This window comes from Streptomyces sp. NPDC048637 (assembly GCF_040650675.1).
Lineage (GTDB): Bacteria > Actinomycetota > Actinomycetes > Streptomycetales > Streptomycetaceae > Streptomyces.
This window is the reverse complement of record NZ_JBEZHQ010000013.1, coordinates 80012-97993: the sequence shown is the minus strand read 5'-3', so window position 1 is coordinate 97993 and position 17982 is coordinate 80012. Positions and strand designations below refer to the sequence as shown.

The window sequence follows — 17982 nt, the reverse complement described above, 5'->3', positions numbered from 1 at the left end:
CGGGCTCGTGATGCCGTCCGGACGGGTGGGACTAGTCGAGGTAGTCGCGCAGCACCTGGGAGCGCGACGGGTGACGCAGCTTCGACATCGTCTTCGACTCGATCTGGCGGATCCGCTCACGCGTGACGCCGTAGACCTTGCCGATCTCGTCCAGCGTCTTGGGCTGGCCGTCGGTGAGGCCGAAGCGCATGGACACGACGCCGGCCTCTCGCTCGGAGAGGGTGTCCAGCACCGAGTGCAGCTGCTCCTGCAGAAGCGTGAAGCTGACCGCGTCGGCCGGGACGACCGCTTCGGAGTCCTCGATGAGGTCACCGAATTCGCTGTCGCCGTCCTCGCCCAGCGGGGTGTGCAGCGAGATCGGCTCACGACCGTACTTCTGGACCTCGATGACCTTTTCAGGAGTCATGTCGAGCTCCTTGGCCAGCTCCTCCGGGGTGGGCTCACGGCCCAGGTCCTGGAGCATCTGGCGCTGGACGCGCGCGAGCTTGTTGATGACCTCGACCATGTGGACGGGGATACGGATCGTACGGGCCTGGTCGGCCATGGCGCGGGTGATGGCCTGGCGGATCCACCACGTCGCGTAGGTCGAGAACTTGTAGCCCTTGGTGTAGTCGAACTTCTCGACCGCACGGATCAGACCGAGGTTGCCCTCCTGGATCAGGTCCAGGAAGAGCATGCCGCGGCCCGTGTACCGCTTGGCCAGGGAGACGACCAGACGGAGGTTGGCCTCCAGGAGGTGGTTCTTCGCCCGGCGACCGTCCTCGGCGATGATCTCCAGCTCGCGCTTGAGCTTCGGGGCGAGCTTGTCGGAGTTCGCCAGCTTGTCCTCGGCGAACAGGCCCGCCTCGATGCGCTTGGCGAGCTCGACCTCCTGCTCGGCGTTGAGGAGCGGGACCTTGCCGATCTGCTTGAGGTAGTCCTTGACCGGGTCGGCGGTGGCGCCGGCCGCGGCGACCTGCTGGGCAGGGGCGTCGTCCTCATCGTCGTCGGAGAGGACGAAGCCGGCGTTCTCCGCGCCCTCGGCGGCCTCGGGAGCCTCGCCCTTACCGGGCGCGGGGGTCTCCTCGGTCACGTCGTCGTCGAGCAGTTCGTCGACGTCCTTCTTGGACGCGGCCTTCTTTGCAGTGGCCTTCTTGGCCGTGGTCTTCTTCGCGACCGTCTTCTTGGCGGTCGCCTTCTTCGCCGCGGCCTTCTTTGCAGGCGCGGACTCGGACTCACCGGCCGACGGGTCCGCCACGGGGGCGGTGGCCGCGGCTGCGGTGGTCTTCTTGACCGTGGCGGCCTTCGCCGCGACGGTCTTGGTGGCGGTGCGCTTCGCCGGACTCTTCGCTGCGACGCTCTTGCGGGTGCGCTTGGGCGCCTCTGCGGCACTGACCATCAGCGTCACACCCTCCTCGTCGAGGATTTGGTTGAGGCTGCGCAGAACGTTCTTCCACTGGGTTGGCGGAATCTGGTCAGCCTCGAAGGCCCGACGCACGTCATCGCCGGCGATCTGCCCATCTGCCTTTCCCCGCTCGATGAGCGCCATCACAGACTCGGACTCGGCGATCTCCGGCGGGAGCGTACGGGATGTGCTGGCCGACACGAACAACCTCTCGGAACGATGGAAACGGCTTCCGACCCCGTCCAGTGTGGATCGGAGCCGACGACCGCCGGTGGGGATGGACCGACGGCGCAGGGGCAACCGGGGAGTTGAACAGCGTCACGAACGCCGCTCGTATTCCCTCCTCGGCTATCACCTCTTAAGTCATCGCGCTTCCCTGAAGAGCGTTACGCCCAATCTGCGTGGCCCGAGTCACACCCCATAACGACCCATTCCCAGTCATATGACATGCAACCCTCCCAAGGTCTCTCGCCGGATCCGGTCGACGACCCGGATCCGGCGATCTCGTGCGCCATCGCCGCGTACGGCGTGCCCTGCCCGGAGGGGTGTGCAGGGCACGGGGGCCGCGCGGCGCCTACTGTCCGTACGCGGTCGGGTACGGGCCTCAGTGCTCGCGGGGCGCGGGGACGACGTGATCCACGGGCGTCCCGGAGCCCTGGCCGACGACCTCGCCATGGGCGGCGAGGAGCTGCCGCATCGCGGATTCGGCCGCCGTGGCGTCGCCGGACCCGATGGCGTCGACGACCCGCATGTGCTGGCCCACGGACGTCTCGACCGGTCGCTCACAGCCGCCGCTGGAGCCACCCGAGACATGCAGGGCGGATGAGACGATGCCCGAGAGGTGCTCGAGCATGCGGTTGCCGGCGAGCTGCAGCAGCAGCGAGTGGAACTCGGCGTCGGCGCGGGAGAAGGTCATGGTGTCGCCCTGGGCCGCGGAGTGGCCCATGATCTCGACCATGTCCGCCAGCCGCTGCTGGATGTCCTCACGGCCGTGGCCGGCCGCGAGCCGGGCGGCGAGGGGCTCGATCGTCCAGCGCAGCTCACACAGCTCACGGCGCTGGTCGTCGCGCTGTGGCCCGTAGGCCCGCCATTCGATGATGTCGGGGTCGAGGAGGTTCCAGTCGCTGACCGGGCGCACTCGGGTGCCCACGTTCGGGCGGGCGCTGACGAGGCCCTTGGCCTCGAGGACTCGCAGCGACTCGCGGACGACGGTGCGGGAGACCTCGAAGCGCTGGCCGATCTCCTCGGGGACGAGCGGGCGGTCGGCGCCGAGATCGCCGGAGACGATCATCTGGCCGAGCTGCTGGACGAGTTGGCCGTGCAGGCCGCGGCCGCGACTGCCGGCCGCGCGACGGCCGACCCGGCCGATGTCTGCTTCGGAACCGTCCCAGACCTGCGAAACCCGCTCGGCACGGTCCTGGCCGGCTGCGTTGTTGGCGTTCGCGGCGTTGGCCGCGTTGGCGTAGGGGTAGCGGTCAAGCTCGCCCGGGCCTGCGAGGCCGGTGTCGCCGGGGCGAGCCGCGGTCATCATGGTGTGCGCAAGGGTACTCACGCATCTTTTGTCGGCGACACCCTGAACACCCTTGAGGTCTTTGGTGAAAAGCACACGAAAGGGTGATCGCCCCCCATCCCCGAATTGACGCTTTATCGGAAAGAAATGCGCTCTCCCAGGCGGGTTGTGGACAGCAGCCACAACAACAGGACGCCAAAACATATGCATTACTCGATCAGCAGCTGAAGCCGCCCGGCAGCGTGGACACATCACCGCAGACCAGGCCGGTCGGCTACAACATCGTTGCCCCGCCTACGGGTTGGCGCGTGAGCCACATCACGAACAGATGCATCTTGGTCAATTCCGAACGGACTCTTGACGCGGCCCCTGGACGGCAGGACGGCCCCTGCTGAGGCGTTATGGCAGGCGTCGCAGACAATCCCTTTACAGGGGAACGGAATACGCCGATGACCCGCACTCACGCCCGGCCGTAGCCGGTCGGCAACGCGCCCAACTGATGCCGCGAAAAGGCCACTCGACGGCCCGGCGACGACGACCACCCGAGGGGCACGCCGGGTCGAGGACAGGGGAACCGGTAGCGCGGGCAAGCGGACAGACGGGCCGTCGGTCCGACGAGTCAGGGGCGTCGGCCACGGTTCGCGCGGGTCGGTCGCTAGCGAGGTGGCACCCCGGTCGAGCGGCACTGCACGACCGGGGGTGCCGGCGGCAGCCGGATGCAAGCCGCGGGAATCGCGGCGCGGCCCAGCAGTGCGAGGCGTCGCACCCCTCGCAGGGCGTGAGGCCGGTCGGGAGCTGCAGAAGGTACGAGAGGACTCACCCGGCCAAGGTATCGCGATATGTCCTATTTTCTCGAAATTGTTCCATCTTGGTGGTTCGCCGTGTCACCACGGGTGAACTTCGGCCCCACGGTGCCTGGGCTGCGCCCCGGGTCTCAGACCTCCGGACGCAGCATCGGCGGGTTGAGCAGCGTCGCACCACCGGCTCTGAACAGCTGTGCGGGGCGGCCACCCTGACGCGTCGTCGTGCCCCCTGTGGGCACCAGGAACCCGGGGGTACCGGTCACCTTGCGGTGGAAGTTGCGGGGGTCGAGCGCAACGCCCCAGACCGCCTCGTACACCCGGCGCAGCTCGCCGACGGTGAACTCGGGCGGGCAGAACGCCGTGGCGAGCGAGGAGTATTCGATCTTCGAGCGGGCGCGCTCCACGCCGTCGTCGAGGATCCGCGCGTGGTCGAAGGCGAGCGGGGCCGCCAGCTCGCCCTCCCGGGTGAGGGTGTCGTCCTGCTCCAGGAGGGTCTCGACCGGTGCCCAGCGTGCGCTGTGGGCGTCGCCGCCCGCCTTGGGAGCGGGCAGGTCGGGGGCGAGTACCAAGTGCGCGACGCTGACGACCCGCATCCGGGGGTCCCGCTTGGGGTCGCCGTACGTGGCGAGCTGCTCAAGGTGTGCGCCATAGACGGACGACGAGCCCGCCGGGGACTGGGCGTGCAGACCGGTCTCCTCGGCGAGCTCCCGGGCGGCCGCGTCCTCGAGGTCCTCGTCGGCCCGGACGAATCCACCGGGCAGGGCCCAGCGGCCCTGGAACGGCGGCTCACCGCGGCGCACGGCCAGTGCGCACAGGGCGTGGCGGCGCACGGTGAGCACGACCAGGTCGACGGTGACAGCGAAGGGCGGGAAGGCCGACGGGTCGTAGGGAGGCATGGGCGAGATCATAGTCGTCCGCCTGACGATAAACAGGCCCGAAGCACTTCACGAACCCAGCTGCAGACCGCCTGCCGCCGTCTCCACCACCCCCATGCCGAGACTGCTGATCCGCACGGCGAACGGTTGCTCCGCGACGCTCAGGCCGGTGAGCCGCAGTGCGCCGAGCGGGGCCGTACCGGGCGGCCGCACGAACACCGTCTTGGCCGGAACGACGGGGCGCAGGCCGGCAGGCGGGACCAGTATGTGCACCGCGCCGGCCGCCGCCACTGCAGCGGGGCGGCAGGCCGCCGGATGCGGCACGGGGGAGCCGTCGGCGGTGCGCTGCTCTCCCGCGTGCATCTCGGGGAGGCGGTACCCGAAGCTGTCCGCGACATCGAGAACCCCTTGGGTCAGGGCGCCGGCAGTTCGCTTATGGCCGGCCGCGGCCAACCCGGCGGCGGCGATCGCCGTTTCATGGACGCGGACGGCGCCGCTGCGCGGTGCCCGAACGGGTTGCAGCCGCTCTCCTGGGCACCCAGCCCCCGCGCAGGCCCCATCCGGAGTCCATGGCGGGGCGGCCCAGCAGCCGGGCCAGCTGGTCGGTCTGTGCCGCGTCCAGCAGGCCGGGGGCCGGAGCGCCGCCGCCGAGCAGGCCGGTATCGAGGAGTGAGGCGGCGGTGGTGGAGGCGAGGTGGGGAACAGGTCGTCCGCCGGCGGTGAGCAGGGCAGCGGGGCGGCCGCCTGCACCGTCCTCCAGCCAGAAGTCCGTACGGAACCGGGTACACAGATCATCGGCCCAGCCCCGTAGCGCCGCCGCGTCGGAGGATCCGAAGGCGTCGAGGAGATCGGCGCCCAGGAGGGCGGCGCGATGGGCATGAGTCTGGCTCCGGGTCTCGCAGCGGTACGGTCCGCCGGGAGCTGGGTTGGGTACGTAGCCCCCGGAGAAGCCCGGCGGGTCGGTGACGATCCTCAGCCAGCGCAGACAGCGCTCCGCGGCGGGGAGCAGCCGCTCCGCCTCCCATTCGGGCAGACCCCAGCGGCGGGCCTGCGCGAGAACAGCGGGGAACGGGAGGGTGGCCTCGATGCCGGTGCAGCTCAGTGGGGCGTGCGGCCCGGCATTCCTGAGAGGGCCAGGGATTCGGCCGAAATCCGCCCATGGTGCGGCTTGTTGACGTCGGCGAGCGCCTGCAATGTGCCCGTGGCGTGCCGGGTGCCCAGGGGAAACGCCATCCTGGCGGCCCACAGCGCCTCGACCGGCGCAGGGCCGCAACGCCAGGGGAATCGGCCGGCGACGTACAGGGGCGCAGTGGCCGCCCGGTCGCGCATCACCAAGCCGTGGAGATCGTCGAGACTGCCGGCATGAGTGCGTCGGCCCGATGGTCGTCGCACTCCAGCCGAGCTGCCGTGCAGGGACGCGGTGGCCAGTCACCGCGCGTCCGCAGGCCACCGGCCCGGTGCGCGGGCCGGGATGTGGGCGATACCGGGGCGCCGGTGGCCCCCCGGAGCACCGCCCGGTCCGCTCTTGTCGTGTTCCAGCCCGGCAGGCAGTTCGAGGGCGCGGCGGGCACCGGCGGCAGAGCCAGTTCCCAGCGCAGCAGGCCCGCCGATGCCAGCACGTCCACGGGGCCGGGCGTCGCCGACACCACCGCGTGCACACCGGGCCCGGACCAGCGGAGTCCGGAACCGTGGACCGCGGCCCGCAGGCCGGGGCACGGGAGGACGACGGCGACGGACCCGAGCTCTGCGAGATCCGTGCCCAGCCGGATCTCGACCGGAAGCCGGACGGGCCGGGTGGCACCGCCGCGGAACGTGATCTGCTCGGTGCCGTCGGCGGACCGCAGCCGCTCCATGTGGATCTCCGGATCCGGCCCGTGCTCGCCGACCCTGCGGATCGTCCCGATGAACCGGGCACGGTCGGCTCCGGTCAACCGCCCCTGGACGACGAGCGGTTCCTCCCCCGCGACCAGCGGTTCGCAGCGGACAGGACCCGCCGGCCATCGCGATAGAAGCCGTCACTGCCCTGGCCGGTCAGCTGCCCCGATTCCGGGGAGACTGCGAGGGACGGGAGAGCCGCACAGACGGGTGAGGAGTGGACGGGTTGCGGTTGTGGGGCCCGGGGCGGTGCCGTACGCCGCCCTCCGGGCAGCCGGTGGACCGGCTGAGCAGTGGGGACGATGCCTGGCACGCGCGCTGCGCTCCCTGGCGGTGAGGTCGGGGCTCCGTACGGAGTACGCCACTCAGGTGAACGCTCCGGCCGGCGCCCGGTCCACGCCGGGCCGCAGGAGCGGCCCGGTCACCGCCGGCTCCGGTCACCGTCCCGGCCGGCCCGGCGCCTGCTGCGCCCGTCGGTCGTACGGGTACCCGGGCCCGTGGCGCCGCGCGGTCCCCGGGGGCGGCCGGCGGGTCCGGGGCGGGTCGGCCCGGGGCGTTTCGTGGGCCGCGGTGTCTCCTTGGCGGCCGGAGCGGTGGACGACTCGGGTTCGGCGGCCACCGCCTCCCGGTGCTGCTCGCGCAGGCAGCGGCGCAGCGGCTCCGGATCGAGGCCTTCGTTGATGGCGCGGTGCAGCAGCTGGGCGAAGGTGTAGTCGGGGTCGATGGCCAAGGCGCAGCTGAGGGCGACGCGCGCCGAGGGTCCGTCCTCGGTGGACCAGCACACCCAGCCGGCGAGGGTGAGCGGTGCGACCGCGTGTTCGGCATAGCCGCCGGCGCAGCGGCGGGCGAGGGCACGCCAGAGCCGGAGGGTCGGCACTGCGGCGGAGCCGTCCATCCACTCCGCCGCCCGGTCACGGGTGACCCGGTCCTGGAGGCCGAGAATGAGATCCGCGGCCTCGGCATCGGTGATCAGTGCGTCGTCGCAGGCGTCCCTGGCCCGGTTGCTGCCCGAGGGGGTGTCCTGACGGAACCGGTGGATCATGGCGCCGGCCAGTTCCAGGGTGTCCCGGCGGACGGCCGCCGCACCGTCCCGCCGGAGCATGCGCGGCACCAGCGCACCGGCCGCGGTGTCCAGGGCCTTCTCCTGTTCGGCGGCCCGCGGGCCGGTGCGGGGCCTCAGCCTGGCCTCCATCTCCTTGAGGGAGCCCCGGACCTGCATTCCCGCGTATGCGGCCGCCGCAGCCATCACGGACGTGCCGGGCATGACCATGGGTGTGCCCTCGGCGGGGCAGCAGCGGAAGTCGGGGCAGCAGTAGGACCAGAAGCGGCCGTTGGAGAGGCAGAGGGCTTCCAGGACCGGTACGTCGAGCGCGCCGCAGGCGGTACGCAGCCGCTGGGCGAGCGGGCGGAGCCGGTCCTTGACGTCCTTCCCGCTCTCGCCCGCCGCAGGCTCCTGACAGAGGTAGACGATGATCGCCGCGGGCCGGTCGTCACGCTCCTGACCTGCCGAGATCAGACAATCGGCGAGCTGGTCGGCGACGTCCGGCCAGTGCGCGCTGTCGGTCGGGATGCCGAGCCTGACCCGGCCGCCGAAGCGTCCGCGCTCGCTGTGCAGAGCGACCATGACGACGCTGTCGTCCGGATAGAAGCCCAGAAGATACGGCAGGGCGTCGGCGAGCTCGGCCGGACTGCGCAGGGTGACCTGGGCATCGGCGGACGGTGTGGTGGCCGCATCGGCGGGAGCGGAGGAGTGGGAGGCGTCGGACGGGGTCGGGGAGCCGGCGATGTAGGCCGGGTTGGAGAGGACGGAAGGGTCGGTGACATGCGCGGGACCAGCCGGGCCGGCCGTTTCTGCGGTGCTGGTGGGGTCAGTGTCGCTGGTGGTGTCGGTGGGGCTGGTAGGTGCGATGTGACGAGAGGGCCTGGCGGCACTCGGCGGCTTGGCCGGGGCCGACGGCTTGGGCGGGCGGGGAGAGTTCGAGGGGGTCGGGGCGGACGAGTCGGAGGAGGTGGCGGCGGGCTTGCTGTCGCCGGTGCGCTTGCTCGGTTCGCTGTGCGGATTCATGGCTCGAAGATCCCGCAGCCGGCCGCTGCGCCGCGACCCCTGTGGATAACTCGCGGGCGACGAGGTTATCCACAGGTTCGGGCGGGGGTTCGCGCGATGTCAGTGGCATCGGGTTGCATGGGGGCATGAGCAACGAAGATCTGCGTGCCGCAGCCGATGCCGTCCTGACCCGCCTCGTCGGGGATCCTGGCGGCGAGGTCAGGCTGCGTGAGGATCAGTGGCGCGCGATCGAGGCCCTGGTCGCCGACCACCGCCGCGCACTGGTCGTGCAGCGCACGGGCTGGGGCAAGTCCGCGGTCTATTTCGTCGCCACGGCGCTGCTGCGCGAGCGCGGCAGCGGACCGACCGTGATCGTCTCCCCGCTGCTCGCGCTAATGCGTAATCAGGTCGAGGCGGCAGCGCGGGCCGGGATCCGCGCGCGCACGATCAACTCCGCCAACACCGAGGAGTGGGAAACCGTCCAGACCGAGGTGGCGGCCGGTGACGTGGACGTCCTGCTGGTGAGCCCCGAGCGGCTCAACAACCCCGATTTCCGCGATCAGGTGCTGCCCAAGCTCTCTGCGGCGACGGGTCTGCTGGTGGTCGACGAGGCGCACTGCATCTCCGACTGGGGCCATGATTTCCGTCCGGACTACCGACGGCTGCGCACGATGCTCGCCGACCTCCCGCCCGGTGTGCCGGTGCTCGCCACCACCGCGACGGCCAACGCGCGGGTGACCGCCGATGTCGCCGAACAGCTCGGGACGGGAGAGGGCTCCACCGAGGCGCTGGTGCTGCGCGGGCCGCTGGACCGGGAGAGTCTGAGCCTGGGCGTGCTGCCGCTGCCGGATGCCGCGCACCGGCTCGCCTGGCTCGCGGACCATCTGCACGAGCTGCCGGGTTCGGGGATCATCTACACGCTCACCGTCGCCGCCGCCGAGGAAGTCACGGCGTTCCTCCGTCATCGGGGCCACACGGTCTCCTCGTACACCGGCAAGACGGAGAACGCGGACCGTCAGCAGGCCGAGGACGATCTGCTCGCCAACCGTGTCAAGGCGCTGGTGGCGACCTCGGCGCTGGGCATGGGCTTCGACAAGCCCGACCTGGGGTTCGTGGTGCATCTGGGCTCGCCGTCGTCCCCCATCGCGTACTACCAGCAGGTGGGCCGGGCCGGCCGTGGGGTCAAGCACGCCGAGGTGCTGCTGCTGCCCGGGCGGGAGGACGAGGCGATCTGGAAGTACTTCGCTTCGCTGGCGTTCCCGCCCGAGGAGCAGGTGCGGCGGACCCTGGACGTCCTGGCGGCCGCCGGCCGGCCGGTGTCGCTGCCGGCCCTGGAGCCCCAGGTCGAACTGCGCCGCTCGCGCCTGGAGATCATGCTCAAGGTCCTCGATGTGGACGGCGCCGTGCAGCGCGTCAAGGGGGGCTGGACGTCCACCGGCCGGCCGTGGGCGTACGACGCCGAGCGCTATGCGTGGGTGTCACGTCAGCGCGAGGCCGAACAGCAGGCAATGCGCGAGTACGCCACCACGACGGGCTGCCGGATGGAGTTTCTGCGGCGGCAGTTGGACGACGAAGCGGCTGTGGCGTGTGGCCGCTGCGACAACTGTGCCGGGGCGCGGTTCACCACCGAGGTGTCCGCCGCATCGCTCGACGCGGCGCGCGGTGAGCTGGGGCGGCCGGGGGTGGAGGTCGAGCCGCGGCGGATGTGGCCGACGGGGCTGCCGGCCGTCGGTGTCGATCTCAAGGGGCGGATCCCGGCGGGCGAGCTGGCCGCGACCGGCCGCGCGCTGGGACGGCTCTCCGACATCGGGTGGGGCAACCGGCTGCGTCCGATGCTTGCGCCGCAGGCTCCCGACGGCCCGGTCCCGGACGATGTGGCGGCCGCGGTGGTCACGGTTCTCGCCGACTGGGCCAAGGGGCCCGGTGGTTGGGCCTCAGGGGCGGCGGATGCACCGGCCCGCCCGGTGGGCGTTGTCGCGCTTTCCTCCCGCAGCCGTCCGCAGCTGATCCGGTCGCTGGCAGAGCGGATCGCCGCGGTCGGCCGGATGCCGTTCCTGGGCACGGTGACCTCGTCGGACGACGGTGCCGACGGCAGGATTCCGCGCAGCAACAGCGCCCAGCGGCTGCGGGCCCTGCACGGATCGCTGGGCGTGCCGCCGGATCTGGCGCAGGCCCTGGCCGCGGCGGGTGGCCCGGTGCTGTTGGTGGACGACTACGCCGACACCGGCTGGACCCTGGCCGTGGCCGCTCGGCTGCTGCGCCGGGCCGGATCAGAGGGGGTGTTTCCGCTGGTCCTCGCCGTACAGGGCTGAGCGCGGTTCGTATCGCGTCGACGAGCAGGGATATTTGGGATACCTGCGGCGATTCCGGTCATGGGCGGAAATTGCTCGTTGCCGCATGCCTGTACGACCGCGAGAATTGGAGATGCTTCCCCTTACCGGCCGTCCGTGGTCAGGCAGGGCCATGTCGTGGCGCAAACCCGCGCCAGGCCACCGCCCGACGTGCGGACGCGTAGACGAAGGGAGGAACGTGACCTTCGGCTTCGCCTCGCTCCCGCATGTGTCCCCGCCCGCGTCCGCCGATTCCGCCCGACTGGGACGGATGCTGGAGCCCGCCGAATGGGCCTCGGCCGGCATCCCGTTGCTGCGCAACCCCCGTGAGGTCGTCGTCGGCCTGCACGATCGTCATCGTCCGGGGCCGTCAACGGCCATCGTCGCGGTGCTCGATCCGCAGGAGCGGGTGACGGCCAGCGCTTCGTTCACCGAGCTCGCGGCCGCTCCCGACGGCTGGGAGTTCCGCAATGTGCTGCTGGGGCATCTGCGCCGGGTCATCCCGCACGACCTGCGGCTGCGTGCCCCGGTGCGCACCGCCGTACTGCTCTACTGCCGTGAGGGCGAGCCCCGTTGGACGGAGACGGACGGGGCGTGGATGTGGGGGCTGCGCGACGCCTGCACCCTGCACGGGCTTCGCTGCGGGGCGTACATCACGCTGACCCCGGACCGCTGGCAGGTACTGGGAGAGGGGCGGGGCGGGCGCCGCCCCAGGCCTTCTTCGACGGACGAGCCGCTCGGAGAGCCGGGCCCCTCGGGGGCGCGGCGCAGAGAGATGCGACGCACTACGGCGGCCCGTCCGGAAGCACTGCGCACGGCCGTGAACTTTCCCGCGCAGCACCGGTCGGTGCCGCGGCACACCGGCGGCGGCGCCCCGGAAGCCCATCGGCACACGGCAGCACGCTGAGCGGACCGAGCGGGCGGGCGCCCCGGGTTCCCGCGTACGGCGGGAGAGCGGCCGCCCGCTCGGCACCGCCGTACAGTCCGGCGTCCGGGCATCGCCTGCCGGACGCGCAAGCGAGCCCGACGGCCTCCAGGGCCGACGGGCTGTTGCGAACCGGCAGCGGTCAGGCGTTGGCGCCGAGCACGGCGTTGATCCGCTGCGGGTCACCGCAGACGATCAGCAACGCTCCGGCACGGGCCATCGCCGCAGGCAGCGCCTGCGCGGTGACCTCGTCCGAACCGCCGTTGACGGCGACGACCACGACGGGCCGGCCGGTGGCGCGCTCGGCCGCGGCATCCGCGTAGAACACATCGTCCGCGGCGTTGTGCTGGGCCCAGTAGGACGCCTCGCCGAAGGACAGTTCATGCGTGGCCCACGGGTGGGTTTCGCCGGTGGTCAGCACCAGGATTTCGCCCGGCGCACGCCCGGAGTCCAGCAGTAGGTCGACGGCCTCGTCGGCAGCGTCGATGGCGCCGTCGGCGGGGGCCGGGATCAGCTGGAGCTGCGCTCCCGCGGCGTTGCCGGGCTCACCGGCAGGCGGCTGCGGGGAGTTGGTGCGCTGCGCCGGCGGAGCGGCGACAGGCCCACGCGGCGGGGCAGCAGGTCCGGGCTTGCCCGGACGGACACTGGACGCGGGGGCACCACGCGGAGGCGCGGGGCGGGGACCGGGGCCAGGAACGGGGCGGGGGGTCGACGCGGTACGGCCGGCGGCCGGAGTTGCGCGGGGACCCGGGACACTCTCGTGAATCTGAGGCTCCTCGGGGATGAGAGGCATAAAGGGATGTCTATCAAACGTAAGTGCGGAACACGTCATCGGGTACCGAATTCATGTCCGCACCGCTCAGAAGTCGAAGCCGAGTTGGCCACCGGCTTCCAGAGCGGCTGCTTCGGGGGTGATGCGCACCTTCTTCAGATGCCGCCACCGGGGCAGGGCGTCCATGTAGGACCATGACACTCGGTGGTGCGGCGTAGGACCGTACTCCTCCAGGGCGATGCGATGGGTCGGAGAGGGGTAGCCGGCGTTGGCCGCAAAGTCGAAGTCGGCGTGTGCCAGGCCCAGTTCGGCCATCATCGCGTCGCGTCGCACCTTGGCGATCACGGACGCGGCGGCAACCGCGATACAGGACTGGTCGCCCTTGATGACCGTGCGGACCCGCCACGGCGCGCCCAGGTAGTCGTGCTTGCCGTCGAGGATGATCGCGTCCGGCCGGACCGGCAGCGCCTCCAGGGCGCGTACGGCCGCGAGCCGCAGGGCAGCGGTCATGCCCAGCTCGTCGATCTCCTCGGGTGAGGAGTGCCCCAGGGCATACGACGTGACCCATTCACCGAGCACGTCGCACAGTTCGTTGCGGCGCTTGACGGTCAGCAGCTTGGAATCGGTGAGTCCGTCGGGCGGCCGGCGCAGACCGGTGATGGCTGCGCAGACGCTGACCGGACCGGCCCACGCTCCGCGTCCGACCTCGTCGATACCTGCAACGATCTTGGCGCCCGTCGTGGCGCGCAATGATCGCTCGACGGAATGTGTGGGGGGCTCGTACGGCATGGCGCCAGCAAGGTTACGCCTATTCGGCCCAGCCGTCCGCACCGGATCCGAACCTGGCGGCAAACGGTGCCCGCGACCGTGTGAGCGGGATGGGCCGGCGACCCTACCGACGGGTACGCCGAAGCGGGCGCAGGTGCGCCGGGGCCGGTACCGGACTCCGCTGTTCCGTTGCTTCGCGCGCACCCTTACGGAGTCGAAGTCGCCGTTCGGCGCTGCCTGTTGGAGGGCGCCGGAGGGCACGGAAGCGGACGCGGACCATCGGCTCGCGAGCGGTGAGGAGAGCAAAGCGACGAGACCGTACGGCGGTGTTCAGTCGGCCAGGGCCGGGGACCATGACGGGAGAGGCTCGGCTCCGTCCAGCCACGCCTCGGGCGGGGCGCCGGCCCGTCCGGCGGCGGCGACGATGCCACCGACGATGGCGCAGGTGGTGTCGACGTCACCACCCGCCTGAACCGTGGTCCAGAACGCCCGCTCGTAGTTGCCGAGATGCTGGGCGGCGGCCCACAGAGCGAAGGGCACGGTGTCGTGGGCGCTGGTGCGGCGTCCGCAGCCCAGGACGGCGGCGACGGTGCCGGAGTCTGCGTAGTCGAGCATGTCGCGGGCCCGGCGCAGCCCGGCCTGTACGGCGCTGCGCGGGATCAGCTCCAGCACCCCGTCGAGCAGCTGCTCGGGGCCGGTGTCGCGGGTCGGGTCGGCCACCAGGGCAGCCGCGGCGGCGACCGCCATGGCGCCGACGACGGCCTCGCGGTGCTGGTGGGTGGTGTAGGCAGAGATCTCCGCCTGGTGGGTGGCCTGCTCGGGGTCGCCGGCATACCAGGCACCGAGGGGAGCGATGCGCATCGCGGCTCCGTTGCCCCACGAGCCCTGACCGTTGAAGAGCCCGGACGCCAGCTCACGCCAGTCACCGCCCTCGCGGATCAGCCGCAGCATGCGGTTGACGGCCGGCCCGTAGCCACGGTCGAAGTCATGGTGGTCGGCGAAGGAGCGGGCCAGGGCGTCCTGGTCGATCCGCCCGTGGGCGGTGAGGACGGCCAGGACCGAGCAGGCCATCTCGGTGTCGTCGGTCCACTGCCAGGGGGCGGGAGGCAGTTCACGGCGCTTGAGGAAAGGGTAGTTCGCAGGGACGAAGAACTGAGATCCGAGGGCATCACCCACGGACAGTCCGCGCAGGCTCGCCAGAGCCCGCTCACAGCGGTCTGCGTCACGGTGGTCGAGGGTCATCGGTGTGCACTCTAACCGGTGGCCCCATAAGGCACGGGTTCACACCAGCGCTCGAAGGGCCGGTCGAGGGTGTAGCGGCCGTCCGGGCCGAGCAGCAGGGTGCGCCATTCCGCGTTGCCGGGGTTGGACAGCGACTCGAAGTCGGCCACCGTCCAGTGGAACCAGCGCATACAGAACAGCCGCATGGTGAGCCCGTGCGTGACGATCAGGACGTTCGGCGGGTGGTGGGGGTCCTCGAAACTGCGCCACAGGCTCTCCAGGAACGCCCCGACCCGGTCGTAGACGTCCGCTCCGGACTCCCCCTGGGCGAAGCGGTAGAAGAAGTGGCCGTAGGCGTCCCGATAGGCCTTCTGCCGTCGTACGTCCTCGCGGTCCTGCCAGTTGCCCCAGTCCTGCTCGCGCAGCCGCGGTTCCTCCCGCACCCGGACCCTGGCCGGATCGAGGCGGAGTTCGCGGAACGTCTGGTGGGTGCGGCGGTACGGCGAGACGTAGGCGGAGACCCGCTCGTCGCCGAACATCTCGCGCACCGCGCCGCCGGCCTCCGCCGCCTGCCGCAGCCCGGCCCTGGTCAGAGCGAGCGCATGATCGGGCTCGCGCTCGTACACGGTGTCGTCGACATTCCCCTCCGACTCTCCATGGCGGATGAGAACGATGCGTCGGGGCCGAGCCATGCCGCCAGCCTAAATCGGGTGCCTTGCACATGTCGCACGCTGCCGTGTTCCGCAGCGCTGTCGCACCTCCGTCCGTCGCCTTGCCGTCTCCTTTGCCGTCGCCTTTGCCGTCTCCTTTGCCGTCTCCTTTGCCGTCGCCTTTGCCGTCTCCTTTCTTCGCGTCTCTGCGCGATGGTGCGGTCCGGGTGCTGGGAGGCGTGGCCGTGGGTGGCCGTCGCTGTCGGGTGCCGGTCGCCGGCCGGTGCCGGCAGTGGCCTCGGCGTCCGGGGGAGGCGGCCGGGTGGATGCCCTGCCGGGCCGTTGGGGCATACCAGCCGGTGGGCGCCGGTCAGTGTGCGGACAGGGCCGGGCGGCCGTCGCGTATCTCGTAGGAACGGCCGCCGAAGCGTCGCCGCAGCAGACGGTCGTGGGAGGCGACGACCAGGGCGCCGGGCCAGGCCGAGAGCGCGGTTTCGAGCTCTTCGACGAGGCCGAGCGCCAGATGGTTGGTCGGTTCGTCGAGCAGGAGCAGGTCCGCCGGGCGGGCCAGCAGCCGGGCCAGCGCGAGCCGGCGCCGCTGACCGGCGGAGAGCGCCCCGACGGGCACCTGAAGGTCGCGTTCGCGGAACAGGCCGAACGACAGCAGCAGGGCGGCGAGCTCCTCCACGTCCCCGGCCAGCCCGCGACGGAACGCCGAGAGCAGCGGTTCGGTGGGGCGGGAGAGCGGTATTTCCTGGGCGAGGAAACCGATCCGGCCTCGGCGCAGCACCGTGCCGCTGTCCGGTGTGCTGACCCCCGCCAGGACCCGGAGCAGTGTGGTCTTGCCGGCGCCGTTTGCGCCGTGGATCAGCAGGCGTTCACCGGCGGCGACGGTGAGGGAGTCCACCGCGAGCCGCTCCCCCACCCGCACGCCGTCGAGCCGGACGAGGGTGCCCTCGGCCTCGCCGACGTCCGGCGCGGTACGGAACCGGAGCGGATCGGGCGGTCGGGGAACGGGCTTCTCCCGGAGCCTGCGCAGCCGCTCCTGGGCGTTGCGCACTCTGCTGGACACGGATGCCTGGACGCGGCCCTTGTCCCGGTCGTACGCCATCTTGTTGCCGTCCTTCATGGCCCGGCCCTGGGCGACGCTCCGCGCCGCGCCCCCGGCGAAATCGGTGAGTTGCGTGATCTGTTCGCACCACTGGGCATGGTCCTGCTCCCAGCGCCGGCGGGCAGCGTCCTTGGCCGCGAGGAACGTGCCGTAGCCGCCGCCGTAGCGGACCAGACCCCGGCGGTCGGCGTCGACCTCGACGAGCGCGGTGGCGATGCGCTGGAGGAAGAGCCGGTCGTGCGAGACGGTGAGGACCGTGCCCCGGTGGGCGAGCAGGGCGCCTTCCAGCCAGTCGAGGGCGGTGGCGTCGAGGTGGTTGGTGGGCTCGTCGAGGAGCATGACCTCGGGTGCCGCGGCGATCAGGCAGGCGATCCCCAGCCGGGCCTGCTCGCCTCCGGAGAGGCTGCCCAGCCGTCGGTCGTGCCCCAACTCTGCCAGGCCCAGGGCGTGCAGTGCCCGGTCGACGCGGGCGTCGGCTTCATAGCCGCCGCGCAGCTCGAAGAGGGTGAGCAGATCGCCGTACTCCTCCAGACCGGCGGGCGTGGCCCGGTCGAGCCCGCTCTCCAGCGACCGGAGCCGGCGCTCCATCTCTCTGAGGTCCGCCAGAGCGGCGTCGATCGCGTCCTGGACGGTGCGGTCCGGCGGCAGCTCAGGGGTCTGGCCGAGGTAGCCGATGCCGCCGTCCGCCCGGAGCACCACATGGCCTTCGTCGGGCCGCTCGGCGCCTGCGACGATGCGCAGCAGCGTCGACTTCCCGGCGCCGTTCTCCCCCACGATCCCGACGCGCTCGCCGGGGCGTACCGACAGGGAGACGCCGTCGAGCAGCAGGCGGTCGCCGTAGGACTTGGTGATGTCGTGCAAGGAAATTTGAGTGGTCACTCATCCCCCCGGAGTAAACGCAACCCTCGTCGCATTACGATGATGATGACAGAGGGAACCCACTAACGCAACTGGAGTCGCAATTGCCTGATCAGACGGTGCACGGCAGCGGCCGCGAGAGCGGCGGCCCCGCACCCACCCCCGGCACCCGGCGCCCCGGCGGCCGCACCGCCCGCACCCGCGCCGCCGTCCGCGACGCCGTCCTGGCCGGCCTCACCGAGCACGGCTATCCCGGCCTGACCGTCGAATACGTCGCCGCCCACTCCGGCGTGCACAAGACGACGCTCTACCGACGCTGGAAGGACGTCGAGGGCCTGGTGGCGGACGCCCTGGATCTTGCGGGCGAGGACAGCTGGCTGCCGCCCGATACCGGATCCCTGGAGGGCGATCTGCGCGCCCTGGCCCGGGAGGTCGTCGCTTCGTTCACCGACCCGGCAGTGGCGGCGTCGGGCTCTGCGATGATCGCCGCCGCCTTCCAGTCGGAGCGGGCGGCCGAAGCCCTGCGCGACTACTACACCGAGCGGTTCGCGCGCTGCGAGGCCATCGTCGAACGGGCCATCCGGCGGGGGGAGTTGCCGGCAGCCCCGGACGCCGGCACGGATGTCCCGGGGGGCACCGCCTCCGACGCCGCTGCGCACCGCGGCACCGACGCCGGAGCGCTCGTCCGCTCCGTCTCCGCGCCGCTGTTCTTCCGCCTGTTCATCACCCGGGAGCCGGTCGACGACGCCATCGCCGAACAGGCCGTGGCGGCAACGCTGGCCGCCGCTCGCGCCGGGGCGTTCACCGCCGCCGGCAAGGCGGACGCCTCCCCCGGAGCGGCCCCCTGACCACGCCG

At 71.7% G+C, this 17982-nt stretch carries 15 protein-coding genes; 3 read left to right on the top strand and 12 right to left on the bottom strand.

Annotation, left to right across the window (positions count from 1 at the left end):
- Positions 1 to 31: 31 nt before the first annotated feature.
- From AB0C46_RS18780 to AB0C46_RS18750, 7 genes are all read right to left on the bottom strand, one after another.
- Entirely contained in the window at positions 32 to 1591 is a 1560-nt protein-coding gene (locus tag AB0C46_RS18780) for an RNA polymerase sigma factor (protein ID WP_362828915.1), read from the bottom strand.
- Positions 1592 to 1988: 397 nt separating this feature from the next.
- Positions 1989 to 2990, bottom strand: a complete 1002-nt coding sequence (locus AB0C46_RS18775; RefSeq protein WP_362828914.1) for a FadR/GntR family transcriptional regulator — start codon at positions 2988 to 2990, stop codon at positions 1989 to 1991.
- Between the two features lie 838 nt (positions 2991 to 3828).
- Entirely contained in the window at positions 3829 to 4593 is a 765-nt protein-coding gene (locus AB0C46_RS18770; RefSeq protein ID WP_362828913.1) for an NUDIX domain-containing protein, read from the bottom strand.
- Positions 4594 to 4641: 48 nt separating this feature from the next.
- Positions 4642 to 4935 (bottom strand): hypothetical protein, encoded by a 294-nt coding sequence (locus AB0C46_RS18765; RefSeq protein WP_362828912.1) that lies wholly within the window; start codon positions 4933 to 4935, stop codon positions 4642 to 4644.
- Positions 4936 to 5047: 112 nt separating this feature from the next.
- Entirely contained in the window at positions 5048 to 5818 is a 771-nt protein-coding gene (locus AB0C46_RS18760; protein ID WP_362828911.1) for a hypothetical protein, read from the bottom strand.
- Positions 5819 to 5900: 82 nt separating this feature from the next.
- Complete coding sequence (locus AB0C46_RS18755) at positions 5901 to 6503, bottom strand: glycogen debranching N-terminal domain-containing protein (RefSeq protein WP_362828909.1); 603 nt, start codon at positions 6501 to 6503, stop codon at positions 5901 to 5903.
- A 365-nt stretch (positions 6504 to 6868) separates the two neighbouring features.
- Positions 6869 to 8512, bottom strand: coding sequence for a DUF4192 domain-containing protein (locus tag AB0C46_RS18750; protein ID WP_362828908.1), 1644 nt, complete (start codon positions 8510 to 8512; stop codon positions 6869 to 6871).
- Between the two features lie 125 nt (positions 8513 to 8637).
- Between AB0C46_RS18750 and AB0C46_RS18745 the strand changes: the two genes are divergently transcribed.
- Both AB0C46_RS18745 and AB0C46_RS18740 read left to right on the top strand, forming a co-directional pair.
- Complete coding sequence (locus AB0C46_RS18745) at positions 8638 to 10803, top strand: RecQ family ATP-dependent DNA helicase (RefSeq protein ID WP_362828906.1); 2166 nt, start codon at positions 8638 to 8640, stop codon at positions 10801 to 10803.
- A 217-nt stretch (positions 10804 to 11020) separates the two neighbouring features.
- Positions 11021 to 11728 carry a hypothetical protein gene (locus AB0C46_RS18740; RefSeq protein WP_362828905.1) on the top strand — a complete coding sequence of 236 codons (708 nt, stop codon included), beginning with the start codon at positions 11021 to 11023 and terminating at the stop codon, positions 11726 to 11728.
- Positions 11729 to 11888: 160 nt separating this feature from the next.
- Here the strand turns inward: AB0C46_RS18740 and AB0C46_RS18735 are convergent, their stop codons facing one another.
- The 5 genes from AB0C46_RS18735 to AB0C46_RS18715 all read right to left on the bottom strand — a co-directional run bounded on the left by AB0C46_RS18735 (position 11889) and on the right by AB0C46_RS18715 (position 17147).
- Entirely contained in the window at positions 11889 to 12539 is a 651-nt protein-coding gene (locus AB0C46_RS18735) for a hypothetical protein (RefSeq protein WP_362828904.1), read from the bottom strand.
- A gap of 66 nt (positions 12540 to 12605) precedes the next feature.
- Entirely contained in the window at positions 12606 to 13307 is a 702-nt protein-coding gene (locus tag AB0C46_RS18730; RefSeq protein WP_362828902.1) for a ribonuclease HII, read from the bottom strand.
- Between the two features lie 309 nt (positions 13308 to 13616).
- Positions 13617 to 14528, bottom strand: coding sequence for an ADP-ribosylglycohydrolase family protein (locus AB0C46_RS18725; RefSeq protein WP_362828901.1), 912 nt, complete (start codon positions 14526 to 14528; stop codon positions 13617 to 13619).
- A gap of 11 nt (positions 14529 to 14539) precedes the next feature.
- Positions 14540 to 15199, bottom strand: a complete 660-nt coding sequence (locus AB0C46_RS18720; protein WP_362828900.1) for a histidine phosphatase family protein — start codon at positions 15197 to 15199, stop codon at positions 14540 to 14542.
- Positions 15200 to 15527: 328 nt separating this feature from the next.
- Positions 15528 to 17147, bottom strand: coding sequence for an ABC-F family ATP-binding cassette domain-containing protein (locus AB0C46_RS18715; protein WP_362828899.1), 1620 nt, complete (start codon positions 17145 to 17147; stop codon positions 15528 to 15530).
- An 83-nt stretch (positions 17148 to 17230) separates the two neighbouring features.
- On the opposite strand from AB0C46_RS18715, the gene AB0C46_RS18710 reads away from it, so the two are divergent.
- On the top strand, positions 17231 to 17974 hold the full coding sequence (locus tag AB0C46_RS18710) for a TetR/AcrR family transcriptional regulator C-terminal ligand-binding domain-containing protein (protein ID WP_362828898.1): 744 nt from the start codon (positions 17231 to 17233) through the stop codon (positions 17972 to 17974).
- The last annotated feature ends 8 nt before the right edge of the window (positions 17975 to 17982 follow it).

Coding starts and splice junctions, on each gene's coding strand:
- AB0C46_RS18770 (WP_362828913.1), bottom strand. CDS start 4,593: ATGCCTCCCTACGACCCGTCGGCCTTCCCGCCCTTCGCTGTCACCGTC.
- AB0C46_RS18765 (WP_362828912.1), bottom strand. CDS start 4,935: ATGCACGCGGGAGAGCAGCGCACCGCCGACGGCTCCCCCGTGCCGCAT.
- AB0C46_RS18750 (WP_362828908.1), bottom strand. CDS start 8,512: ATGAATCCGCACAGCGAACCGAGCAAGCGCACCGGCGACAGCAAGCCC.
- AB0C46_RS18745 (WP_362828906.1), top strand. CDS start 8,638: ATGAGCAACGAAGATCTGCGTGCCGCAGCCGATGCCGTCCTGACCCGC.
- AB0C46_RS18735 (WP_362828904.1), bottom strand. CDS start 12,539: ATGCCTCTCATCCCCGAGGAGCCTCAGATTCACGAGAGTGTCCCGGGT.
- AB0C46_RS18730 (WP_362828902.1), bottom strand. CDS start 13,307: ATGCCGTACGAGCCCCCCACACATTCCGTCGAGCGATCATTGCGCGCC.
- AB0C46_RS18725 (WP_362828901.1), bottom strand. CDS start 14,528: ATGACCCTCGACCACCGTGACGCAGACCGCTGTGAGCGGGCTCTGGCG.
- AB0C46_RS18720 (WP_362828900.1), bottom strand. CDS start 15,199: ATGGCTCGGCCCCGACGCATCGTTCTCATCCGCCATGGAGAGTCGGAG.